Here is an 18301-nt window from a genome sequence, read left to right as displayed (position 1 = left end):
ACCACATCCGGCGGTGCCGGTCGACGGCGACGTCTAGGAGCTGAGCTGCCGGCGGAACCACTGCGTCAGGATGTCGTCGACCGTCTTCGCTTCAGAGCTCTGTGGCGCCGGTTCGAGACCTGGTTCGTCGGCCAGCGGGTGCGCGAGATTCGGTACGGAGACCAGTTCGGCGTTGTCCGGCTGCGCAGAGCGGTGCCGCAGGGTGTCGACCAGCGCAGCCGCGTCGGCGCGAAGGTCCGGGTGATCCTCTTCCCCGCTGACGACCAACAGCGGCGGCGCAACGGTGAGTTCGGCGGCGCGGGCCACGAAGTCCAATCTGTCTGCGACACGCTCGGCTTCGGCCGTCCATTCGTACGGATGACCGGTGATGCCCTCGGTCAGGGGGACCACCGAGCGGATACGGACGGCCGGGTTCACGAGCGCAATATGCCGGACCGGGATCGACTCTGTGCACAGCACCTGGAGCGCGACGATGCCGCCGAGCGAGGCGCCGAGAATGCCGACCGGCTCCTCGTCGATCGGAAGCTGATCGCGAAGTGCCGCCAGGGCCGCCGGGAACTCGTCGGCTGCCTGCTGCGCGAACGGTGCGAGGTACGAAAGTAAGGGGTCCTGGCGGGCGAGTTCGAGCACGGCGTCGAGACGGCCGTCGACCATCCGGGCGCCACACATCGGCATGCCCAAGTGGACCCGCCAGGCCGGCACCCCGGCCATCGGCAGAGCTGCGGCGAACGCTGCATCGGTGCGCGGCGCATCCAGCATGTGCCAGGTCACGATCAGTGGCGCAGGAGCGTCGACCTTGCCGTCGGGTGGCAGCGCCGTATAGGGGACGCCGGCGGCGGTTCCAGTGATCGTCTCCATTAGGCTCCTTGTTTCGCGTAGCGATCGAACTGCACCCCGATCGGCCGGTGCGGCCGGACCCTTCGCAATCCCAACGCCCGCCGTCGGTCGCAGTCTGCGATCCACGGCAGTTTCTTCCCGTGACCCTACCCTGAGTCGAGGCACGGGCCAGGTGGGCATAAACGACAGACAAAGACAGTGTCCGACACGTTTACCTGGGACGGCAAGGGTGCCTGGACGGCGAAAAACGTCTGTAGCAAAGCTGTTTCACAGGGCATTCCGGGCCGGCCGTTCGAGGTGCCGGAACTTTCTCGGACATGGCCTCCTTTTCGCAGTGTGGGCCAGACTGGTCGACAGCCCGATGCAGTCCTCGATCGGGAACGAGATCACGAAAACAGCAGACGATGTGAAACGCACTGCGGAAACCTGCCGGAACGCCATCACCACCCTCACCGGCCGTATTGCCCATGCCCTGAATTACCGCCCCGGCCAACCCGCCCCGAGCTACAACGCCGGCGATTTCGACACACCCGGCAAAGTGGTCGTCGACATGGGCACATATCGCTATGGCTACGCCGGGAACACCCCGAGATCCTCGCAGAGGTCGACGTAACGATCCAGGTAGTCGGGTGTCGACCGGTGTCCACTCAATCCGACGGTGTCGAACTCGTCCGAGCCCTGCGCTGCGACAACCCCCAGAACCCGCAGTGCGCTATTGATATTGTCGACGGGAGATATGGGTCCACCGTCGACGGATACGACGGCCGCCTGCCCTCCTGCTCCTGCGAAGTATTCGGTAACCACCACCGCGAAGGTCGGCGCCGGTCGCGCAGTGATCTCCGCCGCCACCACGCCGATAATCTTCTCGGTCGGGAACAGTAGTTCGGATGCATTCGCGGGACGTTCGAAATAACCTCCGATCCCGAGCTTTGCCTGCCAGTACGCCGTGTAGGAGTGGGTGAGATGGAACAGCGTCAGGTCGCCTCGCAGTGGCACCGGGACCAGATCCCACCTATCCACCGCATCGGCCTGGCACGGCCCGGCGAGAATCAATGCGGTGATCGCGTGTGGCACCACTGCACCCTATCGTCGACTCTGTCCCGAAGCCGGATAGCGGCGCTGCCGGCGGAAGGAATCGGACGGTCCACGATCCCAGAGCGACTACCTCGTCACCGGAGACAAGCGGGGAGGTCGCTCTTCACGAGCTGTGCGCATGGATTGACGACTGTGTGCGACAGTCCAACTGAGCGAAGCCGGCGATCCCGGCGCACCCGCCGGCAGCGCGCGAGGTCACAAGTAAGTCGGTCGGCAACTCCTTCGAGCCGACGATATGGGAGGAAGGAAACCAGGGTCTACCTGCGCAGGAGGGTAGGCGGGGTAGGACGGATCATCGGCGAGCACGGTTTCCGGCTTGCGCCGAGCGAGATGCCGAAAGCGAGCATTACACCGGCCGATACGACATTATGGTCGCAGATCTGACTACTCAGGTCGCACACTGCGTTTTCGACTGATCAGGGATCTACCGTGCATAGTTCAAAGATATTGACCCGCACCGTGCTCGGCAGCGTCATTGCCCCGCTGCTCATTGTCGGTTCAGGGGGCGTCGCCGCGGCCGAGCCCGCCCCGGCGCCTGCTCCGGCGCCTGGGGCGGTGGCGCCCGTCGCGGCGTGCATGGCGCCCGGCGATACCATCGAACTCCGGGCCGGCCTGGGCGCCCTGCTCGGGACAGGGAGCGGCGCGATCGCGGGTCTGCCCGTCTTCTTTTTCGGGGCCATCCCGTTCGGGATTATCGGCGGCGTGATCGGCGCCATGGTCGGCTCGACCACCTACGCGCAGGACGCCTGGCGGGCTCCGCAGGGCTGCTGATCGGACGGGGCCGCGGGGTCGAGCCAATCGGTGAACGAAGGTCCGCCGAGTCGGGCGTGCGGCCGGCCACCGACCCGCGGTCCCGGCGACCTTGGCTACTCGCTTCAGCTGATTCCGTTCCGCTGTGCTGTCCAACCGAGCGCGAGGGCGGTGCGTGCGACATCCTCGTTCCCCTCGGCCTATCACTCGGGAATCCGCCCGTCCCGAGCGCACTGTCCGCCCGACTCGAACATCGGTACCCGGCGTGTAGTAGGTGTCGACTTCGGTCAGCGAACTGATTTCACGGTAGCCGAGTTCGGCGAAGCGACGGTTTCGCGGACAGGGCCGTCACAGGATCCTCCTTCAGAGCTCGGCGTGAGCATCGGCTGCGGGCTCGCCGGGCTGCCGGCTGGGTGCGACCGCGCCGACGACGACGGTGATCGCCAAGACGAATGCGACGAGCGCCAACCCGGTCCGGGTGAAATGGAACAGCTCCCAGCGCCGCAGAATCTCGGCGTAATCGCTGGGTGGCGTCCCCACCGCCCAGCGTTTGATCTGCTGATTGATCGGCACGTTCCCTAAACGGGTCACCACGAACGACGCGAACACCAGCACCGAGGCGCTCGCCGCGACCCACCGCCGCACCGACGTCGACCGCACGGTCAACAGCAGCGTGCTCAGTACGGCCAAGCCCATCAGCGCCTGCATGACCGGGCCGTTGACACGCATCAAGGCGGTATGGAAAGTGAACCGAACATCTAGGGGCACTTCACGAAACGCGTACAGCACGTTCGCCGCGCCGTACCCGAACGCCCCGGCCAGCAGACCCGGAAACACGAGCGCCGCTGCCCGGACGGTCTTCGACAGCATCGGAACTCCCATCGCTCATCGCAACATTATGTTGCGATATTGTCAGCGTGCCGGATCGCCGCCAATATCGCAACAAGGAGTTGCAATGAACCCTGCCGTACCGCCCGGCCGCGGGCCGAAGGTCCGCGCTGCCGTTCTCGCCGCCGCCATCCACGAGCTGAGCGAACGGGGCTACGCCGCGTTCACCGTCGAGAACGTGGCCCACCGGGCCGGCGTGCACAAGACCACCGTCTACCGCCGGTGGCCCGACCGCGACGCCCTGATCGTCGACGCGCTCGACGACAGCGTCGCCACGGAACTCCCCATCCCCGATACCGGTTCGCTCGACGAGGACCTGCGGACACTGGCACGCAGCCTGGTCGCCTGGATCAACAGCCCGTCGGGCCGCGCGGTCCTCGCCGTCATGGTGCCCGCCGCCGGTTCGGCGTCCCCACCGGACACCACCCGGCACGCCTTCCGCGACCGCATCCGCCAGGCTCTGCCGATCGTGCCCCGCGCGATCGCCCGCGGCGAGATCCCCGCCGGCACCGACGCTGCGGAGATGATCAAAACCCTTGTCGCACCAATCTATTTCCGCGTCCTCATCCCCCGCGAACCGGTAACCGACACCACCGCCGCCGCGGCCGCCGCCGTCGCCCTGACCGCCGCGCGCGCGGGCCTGTTCGGCTGATCTGCGAGACTCACTCAGTGGTGTTGTCACGCAACAGGAATCCCACACGACACGCCCGCGACGGTCGGCAACTTCGACGGCACACAGGTGGAGATCGACGCCGCGTGTGCGCGCACCACCAGCTCCCTCGTACAGGAGGCACATGAGCGGGTAAGTGGCAACACTGATCGCCTCTGGATCGATAGCGGCGTAAGCACTACTCGTGCCGAGCCGTAACCGGTCCGAGACGTCTTCCGCGGTGATGACCGGCATCGCGGTGGGCTGCCGTCAGATCGGCCAGTTCGATTTTCCGGGTGGTGGTGACCTGGGCCGGAAGTACGTCGGTGGCCGTCGTCGAGGCGACCATCAACGTGGCTGAAGGCTAATCCGACATACCGGGGCATACGACGCCGGGCTTCGGTCGAGGCTCTCGCCACGTATGTTTCCGCGTTGGGCGGGAAACTGGAACTGCCGGCGGACATCGGTCACCGGGTTGCGGTTTCCCGGGAGGTGGTTTGTGCTCAGTGGCCGTCGGGTTGTATCCAGCGGCGTAGGGAATCGATGGTGGTTTCGGGTGAGATGTTGAAGCAGAACCGGATTCCTGGAGCGATGTCGGTGACGGTGTTGATCAGGCGTTCGAACAGCAGCGTGTGTTCGGGGGCCATGCGGATGCCCGCTCCTATCATGGCGACCCGGAAAGTCCTGTCCGTGACGCATTCGCGCAGTTTCTCTTCCGCCGCATCGGGTTCGGCGGGAAGCCGGCAGGAGACGATGTCGAATCCGGCCTCGTGCAGTGCGGCTTCGCCCGCCTGGATACGCGCAGTGAGGGTGGACTCGTCGAGGTGCGGGTACCGGCTGTAGTCCAAGGCACTGGGATGCAACCCGATCGACAGCACGGTCGACGTGCCCACGTTCTGCTGTTTCATCGCGTCCTCCGATTCGGTGGTGATCATGAACAAGACCAGGATGACGACCACTGCCGCCGCTGCGATCGCTCCGGTCTTCACCACGGGATCCTTCCCTTGCGGTCGAAGAACCCGCCCGTGGGCCCGTCTGCGACGGTGGAGGCCAGCTGCACTATCGCGTCGGTGCCCTCGGCGATGTTTTGGAAGCCGGTATGGCTGGTGAGGTCTGTCGCGGTGTAACCCGGATCCACCGCGTTGACCCGGATGTCCGGCAGCGAGCTCGCGTACACGGCGGTGAGCATGTTCAGCGCGGCTTTGCTGGCAGGGTAGCCCAGTGTCGGGGGTACGAGGTCTTTCCAGCGGGGATCGGTGAGGGTGGCGACCGATCCCATGCCACTGGAGACCATGACGATGCGTGGATGCTCGGCTGCTCGCAGCAGCGGCAAAAAGGCGCGAGTGACACGAGCCGCTCCGAAAACGTTGGTGTCGAATACGTCTCGCAGCTCGTCGGGAGAGGTCTCGGCTGGATGGGTCCCCTGGTCCGCTATGCCGGCGTTGTTGATCAGTACGTCGAGTCGCCCTGCCCGCGCTCGGACCAGGTCGGCGGCCGCGGTGACGGACTTGTCCGAGGTCACGTCCAGCGGGACGAACCACGCCTGCCGGCCTTCGGCGGCCAGCTCGGCGACCGCGTCGGTGCCGCGCGCGGTGTCGCGCGCCGCAAGGAACACCTGCCATCCCAGGTCGGTCAGGCGTCGCACGGTCTCGCGTCCCAGGCCTTTGTTCGCCCCGGTCACCAGGGCGATCGTCGATGTTGTCACATCTCGTAGCGTCACCCCCGGCCGCCGCCGTCTCCAGGGCCGGTCAGGCGTAGGACTGCCGGTCCCACCCGGCGCCGCCGAGATTGCGGCAGGATGAGATGGTGGACAGAGCCGAATTGGCCATGGTGTTGAGGACCGCGCGCTCCCGTATCCGGCCCGCCGACGTGGGTTTGACGGCCGGGCTCCGGCGGCAGGTACCTGGTCTGCGGCGCGAGGAAGTTGCGCAATTGGCCGGGCTCAGCGTCGACTACATAGTCCGGCTCGAGCAAGGGCGTGGCCCCAAACCCTCCGATCAGGTACTGGGTGCACTGGTGCGGGCGTTGCGGCTGTCCGACGCCGACCGTGATCTCGTCTTCCGGCTCGCTGGATCAGAACCGCCGCATGCCGGATGTATTCCCATGCTGGTGCGCCCGAGCGTGCTGCGGCTGCTGGACCGTGTATCGGATCTGCCGGCTATCGTGCTGTCCGCCAAATCCGATGTGCTGGCCTGGAATCTGCTCGCGGCGGCCCTTTTCGGTGACTTCTCCCAGTTGCCGCCCGCGCAACGCAACTTGCTGCGGCAACGATTCCTCGGCGCCGGAGCAGATCGCACCATCATGACAGCGCAGCAGTCCACGGTTCACGCCGCTGACTGCGTCGGCTGCCTGCGAACCGCACACGCCAAGTACCCGCAGGACGCGAACCTCACCCAGCTCATCACCGAACTACGCTCTGGCAGTGCAAAATTTGAAGAACTATGGCAAACCGGCCGCTCCGGCAGACTACGCAGCCGCACCACTACTGTCACACACCCCGAACTAGGGACCCTTACCCTCGACTGCGACGTGCTGCACGAACCCGAAGCCGACCAGACCGTCATCGTCTACTCCGCCACACCCGCCACACCCACCGCCTCGGCCCTCGAACTACTCCGCGTCACCGGGCTGGAACAATTCCGCCCCACCGAGCATCGACCCGACACGGCGAAACAGTGAGCACCCATACCGCACACCGCACGGTTAGCAGCAGCACTGTCCGACAAGTTCGGTTGCCACAGACAACACGCTGTTATCTGTGACAGCATGAGAACCGGCCTGCGGCGACACCGCTGCGGCAATGCGAGAGCGGGTGGCGTCCCGCCCGGTTGGCGCTCGTGCGTTTCGCCGGGGGCCGGACGGGTTCGCCGCCTGCCCCGGTTGTCTTGGCTCCGCAGATAGCCACACACTATGTGTGGCAACTCGATTGCCGAGCTGGCACAACAGGCGCCTACCCCATGGTCGAATGGCGAAATTATGCGCGGTAGCAGAGCAATCCGGTGTGGCTCACGGCCTCCGTGGTTGCTTGCCTGGTCCGGGCTCGGGAGGGCAAGTTATGCAGTTGGGTGACGCAAGTGACATCGCGAGCTCCGGACAGCAGTCGGGCCGTGGACGTTCGGTGCGTTCCCGGTTGTCCCGTCGGCCGCTGAATCATCACGTTGACATCGGCCGACAGTATTGTATTCCTTCAGGGCAAGGAGGTACCGATGGATCGATCACTGCTCGCTCGAGCAGCTCGCTCGAGCCTGCTCGGCATGTTGCTGCCCTTGCTGCTGGGTGTCGCGGCCGTGATCTGGCTGCTGACGTTCACGAGGTTCGTGATCAACGAGCTCGGCTGGGGGGTGCTGAGCCCACTGGAATGGATCGCAGAGGTCAGTAGGGCTGTACCCGACGACAACCAGTGGACGGGTGTGCTGTTCGGTGTCATGATCTGGCTGTTGATGTCCATGTTCCTGGTGGTGGTCCCGGCCGTGGCCCTGGTCGTGGCAACGCCGCGGATCTTCCGCCGGGCGCGGCGCGCGAACGCGCTGCGCCGATTCGACCCGGACGCCGCACCTGATCTGGTCTTTGTCCGGCCGGATGGGAGTTGGATGGCTTCACGCGTCGCCGGGAGCCCACTGCGGGTCGCGGTGTTCGGCGTGCTCGAGCAGCTCGCCTCCGACACTGCTCTGGCTGCCGCGCTCGCCGGCGAGACCCACGTCGTCCTCCTCGGCGACCGCGCCACGGTGCCGACTCTCATCTCCGCTCGCCTGGACGGGTATCTCCTGGATCGCGGTTCGCGGTCCAGCGCGGTCATCGTGGTCGACCGGGCGAACAACCACTGCTGGCTCATGGGTCGCATCGTGCCGCAGTTCGTGCTCGTTGCTGACCCGTCCGGGCCGCAGGACTTCCGTTCCCGCGCCGCGGGAGCGGCCTCGCTCGCAACGGGCGGCGGGATCGCCCTGGTCTGGGCCGCCGACGCCGGAGGCTGGGAGGGATCCGACGGCGGCTGGGGGGACGGTGGCTCCGACGGTGGGTCGGCCGGTGGAGGTGACGGCGGAGGGGGCGGTGGTGGCGACGGAGGTGACGGCGGGGGTGGCGGCGGCGGAGGCGGTGGAGAATGAGCGTGGTCGTTCTCAATGCCGCGCCGGCACTGCAGGAGCGTGCGCTGCTGCCGCAGCGGGCAGTGGAGGAAAGGCCATGAGTAGCTTCTCCGAATGGGATCGTGAAGGCTATCGCCGCCGCGTGGGTGAGGAAGAAGCTGCGCGTCGTCGTCGGTCGATCATGGCCGAGCAGTGGGGTTACCAGCTTGCCGAGGTTGGGCGGGAAGCCGGAGTTGTCTGCCGTCGACAAGCGTATGTGCCGGTTTTCTTCGACCAGCTGCTCACCGGGAATTCGGTGCCGGGAAGGCCGGCAGTGTGGGCCGGCCGCTGCCGGGTGAGGTCGGCTATGCCGACGGATCGCATCTGCACCGTCGAGCCAACACGATGACCGATCCGACTCCGGTCGCCGCCACGCAAGCGCCGTGGCCGGCGATCGGCGACGTCGCGTGACCGGCAGCCCGAACCCGCGAATCCAGAACGCGCGCTCGGTGTTTCAGCCCCAGGTGGCCTGGTCGGGCACGGTCGAGGTGACCACCTCATAGAAGAAGTGGCCGGGACTCAGTTCGTTCATTCTGTGCCAGCCGCCCCATGGATCGCGCTGATAGAAGCCAACCCCTCCCATGTCGGCGTCGAAGCAGACGATGTCGGCGGCGCCGAACGGGCTCCAATAGACGTCGGTGCCGGTGCGCGGCGCCTCGAGTGGTGTGCGGAACAGGTGATTGCACGGCGTGATCACCGGGTTGTACATGGAGGGCTGGGCGGCGGCGGACGGGGTGAGCGCGGTGAGTCCCGCGGCAGTGATTGCGGCGACGGCAAGCCCGTTGCGGACCGTGGAACGCATCTATTCTGCTCCATCTACTGGGTGAAAAGGGTTCGCTCTGCTGTATTGGTAAATGCTCAGTTACTTGTTACGTGCTGGCGGTCGACGTGTAGGTAGCATCCTGCCGCGTCGCCGCTGGAACCCACAGCGCAATTGAATTCACCCGGCACGGCGGCACCCTCCAGGCCGCCGCGAATCTCTCGCCGTACAGCACGACAGCCTGATATCGACCGGCGGACCCGTACAAGTTCGACCATTCCGACCGCAGCGAGCAGCGCGTTCGCCGCGGTCGCTTGGCCGGTACCGACGAGCTGAACATTGGTTTCCCGCTTCGCGATCACGTCACGGTCCAAGTGGGTTGTTGCGGTGGACGGTGGTTTTTAGGTGATCTCGGCAGATCCGTCGCGCTGCCGTACCCGCAGGCATTCGACGGTTTCCATGTAGTCGACGTCGGGTCGGCTGTAGTAGGTGTGATCGTCGAACGGTTCACTCACCGCGAGGACGTTCGCCCAGTTATGGCTTACTCTCCCCCTGCTCGAATGCCCTATTCGGACATCTCGAGCAGCGCAGGGTATCCATCGGCGGTGATTCGAACGCTGCTGGAGTACTCACCAGGCTGAAGGAGATCGGGGATGATGTAGGTTGCCCGAGCGACCTCGCCGTTCTCGAGGAAGACGAGGATATTTCCCTGTTGCATGAACGTCTCGTCCATGTCGATCTTCCCTCCGACCTGGCGCTCGACGTAGTCGCGGGAGACCGGCTGGTGCGACACATAAACGGAGTCCCAGTCGCCGCCGGTCAGCTCGTGCAGGCTGACCGACCCACCATTCTGGCGTAGTTCGGCCAGTTGGGTCGACAGTGTTCGGTCTTCTTCCAAGGCAACCCCTTCATCATCGGAACAGGCCGTCAGCGTCAGCGCAGCGCATACGAACAACGTGAGCAGTACCGTCTTAGCTGTCATACGTGCCGTAACTTTCGCCGTCGCTTCCCGGGTTGTATCCGCCCGAGGTGAACTCCGTGTCGGTGGGGGGAGGTTTGGTGCCACCTGTCGCCGGCGGCCCTTCGGCGCGGCCCGTCTCACCGAGGGCGACCTGGTCGCTCGGCGTCAGCATACCGTCCGGTCCGACGACCACCATGTCCCCACGGAGTACCGCTTCTTTGACGAATGTGGCCAGTTCCTCGGGGCTGGCGTCGGGGTGTTCGGCGGCGATTCTGCGCCTCACCGCATTGTTGTGGAGGTCCATCGCTTCGGCGGACGCCGCATTGGTGTCCACCCCCTCGTGGGCGTTGGTGTACTCCTGTGCGAACTCGGGTCCGAACCGGTTGGCCAGCATCGCGTTCCAGTACGCGTGCCGGAACGATCATTCCGACGGCAGTGAGTAGTGTGTTCGCCGCGCCCGCCTGGTCGGGAGCGGCGAGCTAACGTTGGTTTCCTGCTTCGCGATGACGCCATAGTAGACCTCGTGCATCAGGGCGGATGCGCTGATCACGTCGACCGGCTCACGCAACAGTCGCCCGATGTCCTGAGCCCATCCGTGCACCAGCACGCACGGACGCGACCGCGTTGAACCGCGCGATCGCGTCCGTGAGCGAGGCCGAGGAGACCCCGGGTGCCTCCACCAGTGTGAGTCGTACAGGGCGTGGATCCTCCGCTGCCCGCGGAGCGAGGTAGTCGACGCCAGCGCCACCACCTGGGCCGATTTCGGCGATATGCGGCTCGGTTGATTCGATGCGTCGTAATGCCCGGTGTACGGGTAGCCCTTTCTCGTCGCCGTCGCCGTCGCCGTCGCCGTCGCCGTCGCCGTCGCCGTCGCCGTCGCCGTCGCCGTCGCCGTCGCCGTCGCCGTCGCCGTTGGCGTGGTCGTTGGCGGCGACGTCGAGGTAGGTCGCGGCCGACTTGTGCTCGTGCGCGAAGTGGTTCGGTGCTCCGATCATTACGGCCACCAGATCGTCGCCGCGATCACCAGCAGCGGTAGTCCGATCGCGATGGCGAAGCCAACTGCCACCGGGGCGCTCATGGGCCCACCTTCGCGAAAGCCCAGCGGGCGAAGCTGAACTGCTACGCCGCATCATTTTCGGAGGTTGTCCAGGATCTTCCCGATCTGATACCGGCAGATCCGGTCGGCCTCGGCCTGGTCGAAAGCCTTGTCCGAGATGACTGCCACGTCGACGTCGACCAGGACATTGCTGTCCTTGATCGCCATTGTGTAGCCCAGATACCGGTCCGAGTCCGGAGGATTCCGGACTCCGTAGTACCCGCCCTCCCCAAGCCCGGTCACCGAACCGAACACGTAGTCATCGGGCAGTATTTCGGTATCCGACCTCTTGGCGCGATCGAGCTCCAACCCGTACAGATCGGTCTCGAACGCCACATCGATCTTGAAGGTGACGTAGGCACTGTTCGGTCCGGAGTTCGTTGTACGACAGTCGATCGACGGACCGCCGTATTGCCCGGCGATATCTTCGTGGTGCACGAGTTCCGTCTGGTCCGGCGCCCATGGATCGAAGACCGTGGTATCGACCAGATGACAAGTATTCGTGACCCCTTCCGGCGAGTAGTCCCCGGCCCACGGGTCGGCTTCGTCATCGCCACCCGATCTCGATGCGACGACCCCGATGCCGACCACCGTGAGCACCAGAACCACCACCATGGCCACCACGAGCCCGATGATCAGGCCGACATTGCTACGGGAGCCCGGCGGACCGGGCATACCCGGATAGGGCGCAGGCGCGAATCCCATTGGCGACGACGGTCCTCCGTGTTGCCACAGCTGCGGCGGCGCTCCTCCCATCGGGTGTGGCTGTGGTTGCCCCGTCATGCCTGGACCGGGCGCCTGCATGTTCGGGTGGAACTGCGGACCGCCGGGAAACGGCTGCTGCCCACCGGGATACTGCTGCTGGACAGCGGGGCCATTCGGAGGTGTGGCCGCTCCGTGCGCTCCCCATGCGAACCCCTCGGCGCGGTTCTGCCCCCGCTGTCTTTCGTCGACCATCAGTACATCCTCTTTTACAGCGCCGGGCTCCCCCGACCAGGATGGATAGTACCCATGCCGACCGGCGTTCGTGCTCGTTGTTTCCGGAGGCCGACGTGCGGAATCACCGATATTCGGCAGGCTCGGCCGAGCGAGTCGACCGTTCACCGCCGACCACGAGGGCTTCAGTGCGCTGGGGTAGGCCCTCGCTTCGAGTAGCCACCGGCGCCGGGCCGCAGCAGGGCGCGAGCGACCGACGACCCCGCGTGCGGCCGAGAAATGATCAAGACCTGTGGATGACGGGAAGGACGCACCTTCCCGGATGATCTATCAGTCCGAAGTCTTGATCATGCCGGCGCGCCAACGCCGGTCGGGAAGGTACGTCCGTGCTCACGGTAGTTCAGAACGTCGCCACTGGCGGCGATGAGTCACCAGGCGACCTACGTGGGTCGGCCCGGCGATGCGGTGGACCTCGCACGCGCAGCGCAGATCGCGGCGCGCTCGGCCGGCCTTCCCGCGCTGGAAGCCGGATGCCACATGGTAGAAGCCCACGGCCACGCCGCTCGCTCCGATGCACGATCCTGCGGGGGCTCGTTGAACGCGGCCGAGCGCGCATTCGACCGCGACAGTCCTGTTCGTCCTACATGGCTGGCGTATCTCGACTCGGCGTATATGTCCGCTAAAGCCGGCCAGTGCTTCCGGGACCTGGGTGAGAACGATCGTGCCGCCGTGCTGGCACGGCGATCTCTCGATATGAGTGACGGGTTCCAGCGGGGAAAGGTGTTCAACCTGTGCCTGCTCGCGTCGAGCCTCATACCCGAGGATCCGCACGAAGCTGTTCGGATTGGTACCCAGGCGCTCGAACTGTCCGGAACTGTGGAGTCCCGCCGAACCCGCGCCTACCTCCGAGACGTGCGGGCACGACTCGCTCCCTACCGCGATATTCCGGTGGTCGAGGAGTTCCGTGATCGAGTGGCGAATGTCAGATCAGTGTGAGTGCCCGATACACACCGACCACGGTCGCTGCGCCGACGATCTCGCCGCGAGAGATCATCTCGACCGCCTCATCGAGTGGTATCCATCCGATCGTCTCGGCCTCGTTGACGTCCGGCAGGGTCTCGGTGAGCTCCGCCCCGCGGCCAAGTAGATCTCCTGGGGATGGTCCAAGGTTCCGACCGCAGGCTGATAGGTCACGAGGTGTTCCATGGTGAGCGGACGCCAGCCGGTCTCCTCTTCGACCTCACGGGCCGCCGCGGCGGCAACGTCTTCGGCGTGATCGACGTACCTCCGGCAGCTCCCATACCCACTGGTCGATGATCCACCGGTGCCGGTACATCAGCAGAACGTCGCGGTTGGCGTTGAGCACTAGTGTCATTGCACACCGAGGCATACGGGCGACGTAATTGGGTGAACTCCACTCCGTCCGGGAGACGGATGTCTGCTGTCGACAGCCGAATGTGCCGGTTTTCGTCGACCAGCCGTTCACCGAGGATCGTCCACTGGGTATCACTCACCTCCTCGACGGCGGACATCTCGAGCAGTGCGGGGTAGCCGTCTGCGGTGACCCCGACACTGCTGGAGTATTCACCGGGCTGGAGCACATCCACGACAGCCTCTACCGGGTGGCGGGCAAGCAACACACCGCCCTGCCGGCGTCGAGTCCGCATTCGGAATCAGGGTTGTTGCCGGTCCTGGCCTGACCGCGAACCAAGGACGGTGGTCAACCGATGCGCCGCCCTTGTTCGCAGAGCACCGTCGTGCCTTCGCGCACCGCGTCGAATGCCGCTGCCAAACGATCTGCCAGCAGCGGCTTCACCTTCTCGGCTGCTTCATCGAGCGTGTAGAACCCCGCAGAGCGGATCTCGCCCGGATGCAGAACCATCTCCGCTACGTCACTCTCGGACAGCACACCACCGTCGAAGAGGAACACCACGCCCTCGGGGCGGCTGTCCTGCGGGCACACGTAGTCCGCCAGCAGCAACCGGCCCACAGTTCGGTCCCAGCCGATCTCCTCGCACAGTTCGCGGCGAACCGTCTCCCACGGCGCCTCGTCTTCTTCGACGGCGCCGCCCGGTATTTCCCAGTTGGGTTTGTAGGTCGGCTCCACCAAAAGCACGCGGTCCCGCTCGTCGCGAAACAACACCCCCGCAGCCATCCGCTTGCGCGCCAGCCCGGCCACGTACTGTTCCACCGGCAACACCCCAGTAGCCGACTCCGAACTCGATGGTGTGCTCACCCGCGTCACCCTATCCGCGGGCCTGCATCTCTGCGGTTTCCGCCTTGGTGAACATTGCCCGCGCCATCGAGTCGATCGATATCTTCGCCGCGGCTACCGATGGCTCGCTCACCCGCGGACTCGTCGGGATACTGACCAGGCTCCCGGCAGTCCGCGCCAAGGCGTGCGAAGCGTGTGCCGAGCGTGCCGAGACTGACCTCTGATCCGGATGTGGCGCGGGGGATCGACCGTCAGGGCCACCAGATCGTCGCCGCGATCACCAGCAGCGGTAGTCCGATCGCGATGACGTAACCGACCACCTTCAGGGCGCTCATGGTGTGTCCTGCGTGGAGGTCCAGCGTGGGAAGCTGAGACGCGGTAGCACGGTTTCCACATCGCAGACGTCCCGTCGCGAAACAACACCCTCGCAGCCATCCGTTTGCGTGCCAGCCCGGCCACATACTGCTCCACGGGCAGCACCCCGGTTGCCGGCTCCGAACTCGATGGTGTGCTCACCCGCGCCACCCTAATTAAACGGCCTCCAGAACGAAGAACAGGAAGCTCAGGAACGCCCCGGAGGAGGCTTGCCCCAGCGCGTCGGGGAAGAGTTCGCGGGCACCTGATGCCGGAGGTGGTTCGCTGATGACGGCTGTGCGGAAGCCTGCCGAGGTGAAAGCATCGGTCATCGCGTGCAGGGGCCGATGCCAGTAGGTGAGTACGGCCCTCTGACCGTCGAAGGTGTATTCCTCGGAGTGCTTGACGGTCGCGAAATAGTCGGCATCGCGATAGCGCCACTTGAAGACGAATGGGTGATTGACGGATACGATCAGTCGCCCACCGGGTTTCAGCACGCGCCGCAACTCGGCGAGCGGCGCGGTCCAGTCTTGCAGGTAGTGCAGTACTAGGGACGCGACGACATCGTCGAACGCACCGTCGGAAAATGGCAGCGGACTGCCGATATCGGCTACCTGCAGGGCAGCGTCGTCGCCCAATCGCCGCCGGGCCAGCGCCACCATCTTGGCACTGGAGTCGAAGCCGGTCACGATGGCACCCCGGTCACGCAGCGCTGCGAATATGGGGCCGGAGCCACAACCGGCGTCGAGGACCCGCCTACCGGTCACATCCCCGGCCAGATCCACGATCGCGGGCCGCGCGTAATAGCCGTTGATGAGGTTGGTTTCGGTTTCGGCTGTATACCCCTCGGCGAAGTTGTCGTAGTTGTTTTCGGCAGCCCCGTCTTCGGCATCCACATCTTCCGCGGCGACGTCAGCGGCCCCGACAGAACTCTCGGGAATAGCATGCATGCGACCCATCCTGCCGACCAGCCGACCAGAACGCCAGGAGATCAGCTCGTCAACCAATTCCGGCGGAATGCGTAAGGCGAGAGCGAGGGCACACGCAGCACACAATCGCCACTTGCCGCATCCTTCATACTGCTGTTTGTGCGTGTATTACCAGGTCCCGGTAAGGAAGGCGCACGATCGGGTTAGCGGAAATGCCGATCGCCTGCTCGATCTCCTCGAGATGTGCAGCTGCGCCGGCGCTGTCGGAAGCGAGAATCTCCGTTTCGACGAAGGCACCGACACCGGCGACCACATCAATGCTCACGGCCGTGCTATCACAGTCTGGCTGGCGGTAGGTGGTGCGTGCCTTCTCGACTCGTACAAGTTCGACCATTCCGACCGCCGCGAGCAGAGCGTTCGCCGCGCCCGCTTGGTCTGTATCGGCGAGCTGAACGTTGGTCTCCTGCTTCGAGATGACGCCGCGATCCGAATGGGTTTCTGTGCTGGACGGCGGTTTGTAGGTGATCTCGGCCGAGTCGCCGCGCTGCCGTACCCGTAGGCATTCGACGGTTTCCATGTAGTCGACGTCGGGGCGGCTGTAGTAGGTGTCGATTTCGGTCAGCGAGCTGATTTCGCGGTAGCCGAGTTCGGTGAGGCTGCGGCGCAGGGTTTCGCTTTCGGCGAGTTCGCGCTTGCGTTCGACCTCGATCAGGTCCATGCGGGGGTCATCCTTTCCAGTGAATTGCCGTGTGTAGTCGAGCAAGTGTCGGTTTCGAGCAGATCGTTTGCAGGGTGCCGAGAGCGCGTTGCAGGGTTTCGGTGTCGCTGAGCGGGATGTTCTGGAACAGCACCATCTGCTTCGCGTCGACGAGCGGGTTCGATAGGCGGTGGGTAAGGAACCGGTTGTAGTAGCGCCGGTCGCGGGTGAACACATCATCGGCCGAGACCGGCATCAGGACCAGGCCTCGGCCGGGATGGGCGTTGATCGAGTGCACCGCGAACGCGGAAAGCAGCTCGTCGATGGTGAGGTAGGCGTAGGTTTCGCGGCCTTCCCGGGTCAGCCACGAATCCCAGGTTCGCACATAGTCGTCGCCGCCCTGTTCGGCCGCGGACATGAAGGCCATCAGGGCTACGTCGCTGACGGCATCGAAGATATCTCCGTCGATCACATGATGGTCGTCGAACGGTTCACTCACCGCGAGGACGTTCGCCCGTTGCATTGCCGGCATCCGATCCGATTCCGTCAGGGTGTAGTGCACTCGCTTGTGGCCGGTCCGGAAGTCGATCCAATCTCCGGACAGTGGTCCGTCGAGAACCGGCCGGAACCCGAGGATCCCGGAACGCCAGACATGGTCTCGGCAGGTGATGTAGTGCCGTTGCACCTCGCGGAACAGCCCGACCGGCGCTTCGATCACCGCGCACACCCGCGTATCAAGTTCACCCACGGGCACAATGCGCGAGTTCTGCCGGGCGACGACCTCGTCGTCGTGATGGTGATAAGGATGGGTGCCTTCCCTCAGGTAGTGCGGGACGAACATGCGCCAGAACTGCAACCAGGATTGCGAGCTGTAGGACTGCACGACCCGCTCGTGCAGGCTCGGCGCGGCGACGGCGTAGACGTCGCGGTAGACGAAGTAGCCGTAGGGATGGAGCACGGTCGGCAGTGTCCGCATCAAGGTGTGCAGTCCGGAGTAGGCGCCACCGTAGGAGTAGACCTCGTGCATCAGGGCGGATGCGCTGATCACGTCGACCGGCTCACCCAACAGTCGCCCGATGTCCTGAGCCCATCCGTGCACCAGCACGCACGACCCGACCGCGTTGAACCGCGCGATCGCGTCCGTGAGCGAGGTCGAGGAGACGCCGGGTGCTTCCACCAGGGTGAGTCGTACAGGGCGTGGATCCTCCGCTGCCCGCGTCGCGAGGTAGTCGACGGCAGCGCCACCACCCGGGCCGATCTCGACGAGATGCGGTTCAGGCGATTCGACGCGTTGCAACGCCCGGTATACGAGTACTCCCTTCTCGTCACCGTGGTCGTTGGCGGCGACGTCGAGATAGGTCGCGGCCGACTTGTGCACATGCGCGAAGCGGTGCGGTGCTCCGATCATCACGGCCACCAGATCGTCGCCGCGATCACCAGCAGCGGTAGCCCGATCGCGATGGCGAAACCGATCGCCACCGGGGCGCTCATGGACCCACCTTTGCGAATGCCCAGCGGGCGAAGCTGAGTCGCGGTGCCACGGTTTCTATATCGGTCACGTCCATGACCGCGTTGAGTTCGAGCGGGCTCAGGTGGTCGGGCGCGGGCAGGATCACCAGGTCGGCCCGGGCGTTGCGTGCCTGGTCGGCCACGCGGAGTACTGACCGTTCGTCCGGCCACACAAGGCGGTACCCGAGGTGGCGGCCGAGTCGGTGTATCTGGGCGCGATCCCATTCGGGCGCGCGGCTGATGTCATAGTCGATCCAGCCGAACGCGATCGAGTAGTTCATGGCGCCGCCTGTTCAGGGTGCGCGCAGTTGCGGATTGGAAAGTCGGTCTGGAAAGAATCTATTGGGTCGGTGTCGCGTAGCGCGCGGAGCCCTGTAACTATCCGCTCCAGAAGGACGCGGTGATTGTGACAGCAGGTCTGCAGTGTCGTGGACCGGCTGCTCTCAGCGGGTCTGCAGGCCGCAGTAACTGAAGACACTTCGTCCGGAGAAAATCCGGTCGCTG

The 18301-nt window shown here is 65.2% G+C and carries 21 protein-coding genes and 2 pseudogenes; 6 read left to right on the top strand and 17 right to left on the bottom strand.

Annotated elements, in window-relative coordinates; genetic code table 11:
• Positions 1 to 33 precede the first annotated feature (33 nt).
• Positions 34 to 858 carry an alpha/beta hydrolase family protein gene (locus tag NS6_RS27955; RefSeq protein WP_068047921.1) on the bottom strand — a complete coding sequence of 275 codons (825 nt, stop codon included), beginning with the start codon at positions 856 to 858 and terminating at the stop codon, positions 34 to 36.
• A gap of 549 nt (positions 859 to 1407) precedes the next feature.
• Positions 1408 to 1911 carry a hypothetical protein gene (locus NS6_RS27945; protein ID WP_068048226.1) on the bottom strand — a complete coding sequence of 168 codons (504 nt, stop codon included), beginning with the start codon at positions 1909 to 1911 and terminating at the stop codon, positions 1408 to 1410.
• A 450-nt stretch (positions 1912 to 2361) separates the two neighbouring features.
• On the opposite strand from NS6_RS27945, the gene NS6_RS27940 reads away from it, so the two are divergent.
• Positions 2362 to 2703: a hypothetical protein gene (locus NS6_RS27940; RefSeq protein ID WP_068047914.1), complete on the top strand. Its 342-nt coding sequence runs from the start codon at positions 2362 to 2364 to the stop codon at positions 2701 to 2703.
• 342 nt (positions 2704 to 3045) lie between these two features.
• Here NS6_RS27940 and NS6_RS27935 read toward each other — a convergent pair whose 3' ends face one another.
• Positions 3046 to 3552, bottom strand: coding sequence for an anthrone oxygenase family protein (locus NS6_RS27935; RefSeq protein ID WP_068048222.1), 507 nt, complete (start codon positions 3550 to 3552; stop codon positions 3046 to 3048).
• A gap of 85 nt (positions 3553 to 3637) precedes the next feature.
• Here NS6_RS27935 and NS6_RS27930 point away from each other — a divergent pair, with 85 nt between their 5' ends.
• Entirely contained in the window at positions 3638 to 4222 is a 585-nt protein-coding gene (locus NS6_RS27930) for a TetR/AcrR family transcriptional regulator (protein ID WP_068047912.1), read from the top strand.
• A gap of 196 nt (positions 4223 to 4418) precedes the next feature.
• On the opposite strand, the gene NS6_RS35275 is transcribed toward NS6_RS27930, so the two are convergent.
• The 3 genes from NS6_RS35275 to NS6_RS27920 all read right to left on the bottom strand — a co-directional run bounded on the left by NS6_RS35275 (position 4419) and on the right by NS6_RS27920 (position 5924).
• On the bottom strand, positions 4419 to 4568 hold the full coding sequence (locus NS6_RS35275) for a hypothetical protein (protein ID WP_169812504.1): 150 nt from the start codon (positions 4566 to 4568) through the stop codon (positions 4419 to 4421).
• Positions 4569 to 4722: 154 nt separating this feature from the next.
• A complete protein-coding gene (locus tag NS6_RS27925; RefSeq protein WP_210747137.1) occupies positions 4723 to 5208 on the bottom strand; it encodes a hypothetical protein in 486 nt (161 codons plus the stop codon).
• On the bottom strand, positions 5205 to 5924 hold the full coding sequence (locus tag NS6_RS27920) for an SDR family oxidoreductase (RefSeq protein ID WP_245669533.1): 720 nt from the start codon (positions 5922 to 5924) through the stop codon (positions 5205 to 5207). The genes NS6_RS27925 and NS6_RS27920 overlap by 4 nt, the downstream gene beginning before the upstream one ends.
• Before the next feature lie 98 nt (positions 5925 to 6022).
• On the opposite strand from NS6_RS27920, the gene NS6_RS27915 reads away from it, so the two are divergent.
• Positions 6023 to 6898, top strand: a complete 876-nt coding sequence (locus tag NS6_RS27915; RefSeq protein WP_210747136.1) for a helix-turn-helix transcriptional regulator — start codon at positions 6023 to 6025, stop codon at positions 6896 to 6898.
• A 527-nt stretch (positions 6899 to 7425) separates the two neighbouring features.
• Entirely contained in the window at positions 7426 to 8322 is an 897-nt protein-coding gene (locus NS6_RS35270; RefSeq protein WP_068048213.1) for a hypothetical protein, read from the top strand.
• Positions 8323 to 8794: 472 nt separating this feature from the next.
• Here NS6_RS35270 and NS6_RS27905 read toward each other — a convergent pair whose 3' ends face one another.
• The 5 genes and pseudogenes from NS6_RS27905 to NS6_RS27880 form a co-directional block, all read right to left on the bottom strand.
• Positions 8795 to 9142 carry a hypothetical protein gene (locus NS6_RS27905; RefSeq protein WP_068047906.1) on the bottom strand — a complete coding sequence of 116 codons (348 nt, stop codon included), beginning with the start codon at positions 9140 to 9142 and terminating at the stop codon, positions 8795 to 8797.
• Positions 9143 to 9665: 523 nt separating this feature from the next.
• The gene (locus NS6_RS27895) at positions 9666 to 10082 is read right to left on the bottom strand and encodes a hypothetical protein (RefSeq protein ID WP_157112988.1); all 417 of its coding nucleotides are present in this window, start codon (positions 10080 to 10082) and stop codon (positions 9666 to 9668) included.
• A pseudogene (locus NS6_RS27890) lies at positions 10072 to 10467 on the bottom strand (DUF6973 domain-containing protein); the annotation flags it as partial. The gene NS6_RS27895 and the pseudogene NS6_RS27890, both read right to left, overlap by 11 nt.
• Before the next feature lie 154 nt (positions 10468 to 10621).
• Entirely contained in the window at positions 10622 to 11056 is a 435-nt protein-coding gene (locus NS6_RS27885; protein ID WP_068047894.1) for a hypothetical protein, read from the bottom strand.
• A gap of 134 nt (positions 11057 to 11190) precedes the next feature.
• A complete protein-coding gene (locus tag NS6_RS27880; protein WP_157112987.1) occupies positions 11191 to 11832 on the bottom strand; it encodes a hypothetical protein in 642 nt (213 codons plus the stop codon).
• Between the two features lie 684 nt (positions 11833 to 12516).
• Between NS6_RS27880 and NS6_RS27875 the strand changes: the two genes are divergently transcribed.
• Positions 12517 to 13089: an NsdA family TPR-like regulatory protein gene (locus NS6_RS27875; RefSeq protein WP_068047888.1), complete on the top strand. Its 573-nt coding sequence runs from the start codon at positions 12517 to 12519 to the stop codon at positions 13087 to 13089.
• 54 nt (positions 13090 to 13143) lie between these two features.
• Here NS6_RS27875 and NS6_RS36510 read toward each other — a convergent pair.
• Positions 13144 to 13362: pseudogene (locus NS6_RS36510) on the bottom strand (hypothetical protein); the annotation flags it as partial.
• Positions 13363 to 13550: 188 nt separating this feature from the next.
• On the opposite strand from NS6_RS36510, the gene NS6_RS35265 reads away from it, so the two are divergent.
• On the top strand, positions 13551 to 13793 hold the full coding sequence (locus NS6_RS35265) for a hypothetical protein (RefSeq protein ID WP_068047885.1): 243 nt from the start codon (positions 13551 to 13553) through the stop codon (positions 13791 to 13793).
• 20 nt (positions 13794 to 13813) lie between these two features.
• On the opposite strand, the gene NS6_RS27865 is transcribed toward NS6_RS35265, so the two are convergent.
• The 5 genes from NS6_RS27865 to NS6_RS27840 all read right to left on the bottom strand — a co-directional run bounded on the left by NS6_RS27865 (position 13814) and on the right by NS6_RS27840 (position 18078).
• Entirely contained in the window at positions 13814 to 14284 is a 471-nt protein-coding gene (locus NS6_RS27865) for an NUDIX domain-containing protein (RefSeq protein ID WP_218024285.1), read from the bottom strand.
• A gap of 554 nt (positions 14285 to 14838) precedes the next feature.
• On the bottom strand, positions 14839 to 15612 hold the full coding sequence (locus NS6_RS27855; RefSeq protein WP_084471483.1) for a class I SAM-dependent methyltransferase: 774 nt from the start codon (positions 15610 to 15612) through the stop codon (positions 14839 to 14841).
• A 124-nt stretch (positions 15613 to 15736) separates the two neighbouring features.
• Positions 15737 to 16309: a class IV adenylate cyclase gene (gene cyaB, locus NS6_RS27850; RefSeq protein WP_068047879.1), complete on the bottom strand. Its 573-nt coding sequence runs from the start codon at positions 16307 to 16309 to the stop codon at positions 15737 to 15739.
• A gap of 7 nt (positions 16310 to 16316) precedes the next feature.
• Positions 16317 to 17696, bottom strand: a complete 1380-nt coding sequence (locus tag NS6_RS27845; protein WP_068048206.1) for a hypothetical protein — start codon at positions 17694 to 17696, stop codon at positions 16317 to 16319.
• 79 nt (positions 17697 to 17775) lie between these two features.
• Positions 17776 to 18078, bottom strand: a complete 303-nt coding sequence (locus tag NS6_RS27840) for a hypothetical protein (RefSeq protein ID WP_068047876.1) — start codon at positions 18076 to 18078, stop codon at positions 17776 to 17778.
• Between the last annotated feature and the right edge of the window lie 223 nt (positions 18079 to 18301).

This window comes from Nocardia speluncae NBRC 108251, assembly GCF_001613245.1.
GTDB classification, from domain to species: Bacteria; Actinomycetota; Actinomycetes; order Mycobacteriales; family Mycobacteriaceae; genus Nocardia; species Nocardia speluncae.
The sequence above is the reverse complement of the archived record's forward strand: the minus strand, read 5'-3'. Positions and strand labels throughout refer to the sequence as shown.

Coding starts and splice junctions, on each gene's coding strand:
- NS6_RS27905 (WP_068047906.1), bottom strand. CDS start 9,142: ATGCGTTCCACGGTCCGCAACGGGCTTGCCGTCGCCGCAATCACTGCC.
- NS6_RS27955 (WP_068047921.1), bottom strand. CDS start 858: ATGGAGACGATCACTGGAACCGCCGCCGGCGTCCCCTATACGGCGCTG.
- NS6_RS35275 (WP_169812504.1), bottom strand. CDS start 4,568: ATGGTCGCCTCGACGACGGCCACCGACGTACTTCCGGCCCAGGTCACC.
- cyaB (WP_068047879.1), bottom strand. CDS start 16,309: ATGGACCTGATCGAGGTCGAACGCAAGCGCGAACTCGCCGAAAGCGAA.
- NS6_RS27895 (WP_157112988.1), bottom strand. CDS start 10,082: ATGACAGCTAAGACGGTACTGCTCACGTTGTTCGTATGCGCTGCGCTG.
- NS6_RS27855 (WP_084471483.1), bottom strand. CDS start 15,612: ATGCATGCTATTCCCGAGAGTTCTGTCGGGGCCGCTGACGTCGCCGCG.
- NS6_RS35270 (WP_068048213.1), top strand. CDS start 7,426: ATGGATCGATCACTGCTCGCTCGAGCAGCTCGCTCGAGCCTGCTCGGC.
- NS6_RS27880 (WP_157112987.1), bottom strand. CDS start 11,832: ATGCCCGGTCCGCCGGGCTCCCGTAGCAATGTCGGCCTGATCATCGGG.
- NS6_RS27845 (WP_068048206.1), bottom strand. CDS start 17,696: ATGATCGGAGCACCGCACCGCTTCGCGCATGTGCACAAGTCGGCCGCG.
- NS6_RS27885 (WP_068047894.1), bottom strand. CDS start 11,056: ATGATCGGAGCACCGAACCACTTCGCGCACGAGCACAAGTCGGCCGCG.
- NS6_RS27915 (WP_210747136.1), top strand. CDS start 6,023: ATGGTGGACAGAGCCGAATTGGCCATGGTGTTGAGGACCGCGCGCTCC.
- NS6_RS27840 (WP_068047876.1), bottom strand. CDS start 18,078: ATGAACTACTCGATCGCGTTCGGCTGGATCGACTATGACATCAGCCGC.
- NS6_RS27930 (WP_068047912.1), top strand. CDS start 3,638: ATGAACCCTGCCGTACCGCCCGGCCGCGGGCCGAAGGTCCGCGCTGCC.
- NS6_RS27935 (WP_068048222.1), bottom strand. CDS start 3,552: ATGCTGTCGAAGACCGTCCGGGCAGCGGCGCTCGTGTTTCCGGGTCTG.
- NS6_RS27875 (WP_068047888.1), top strand. CDS start 12,517: ATGAGTCACCAGGCGACCTACGTGGGTCGGCCCGGCGATGCGGTGGAC.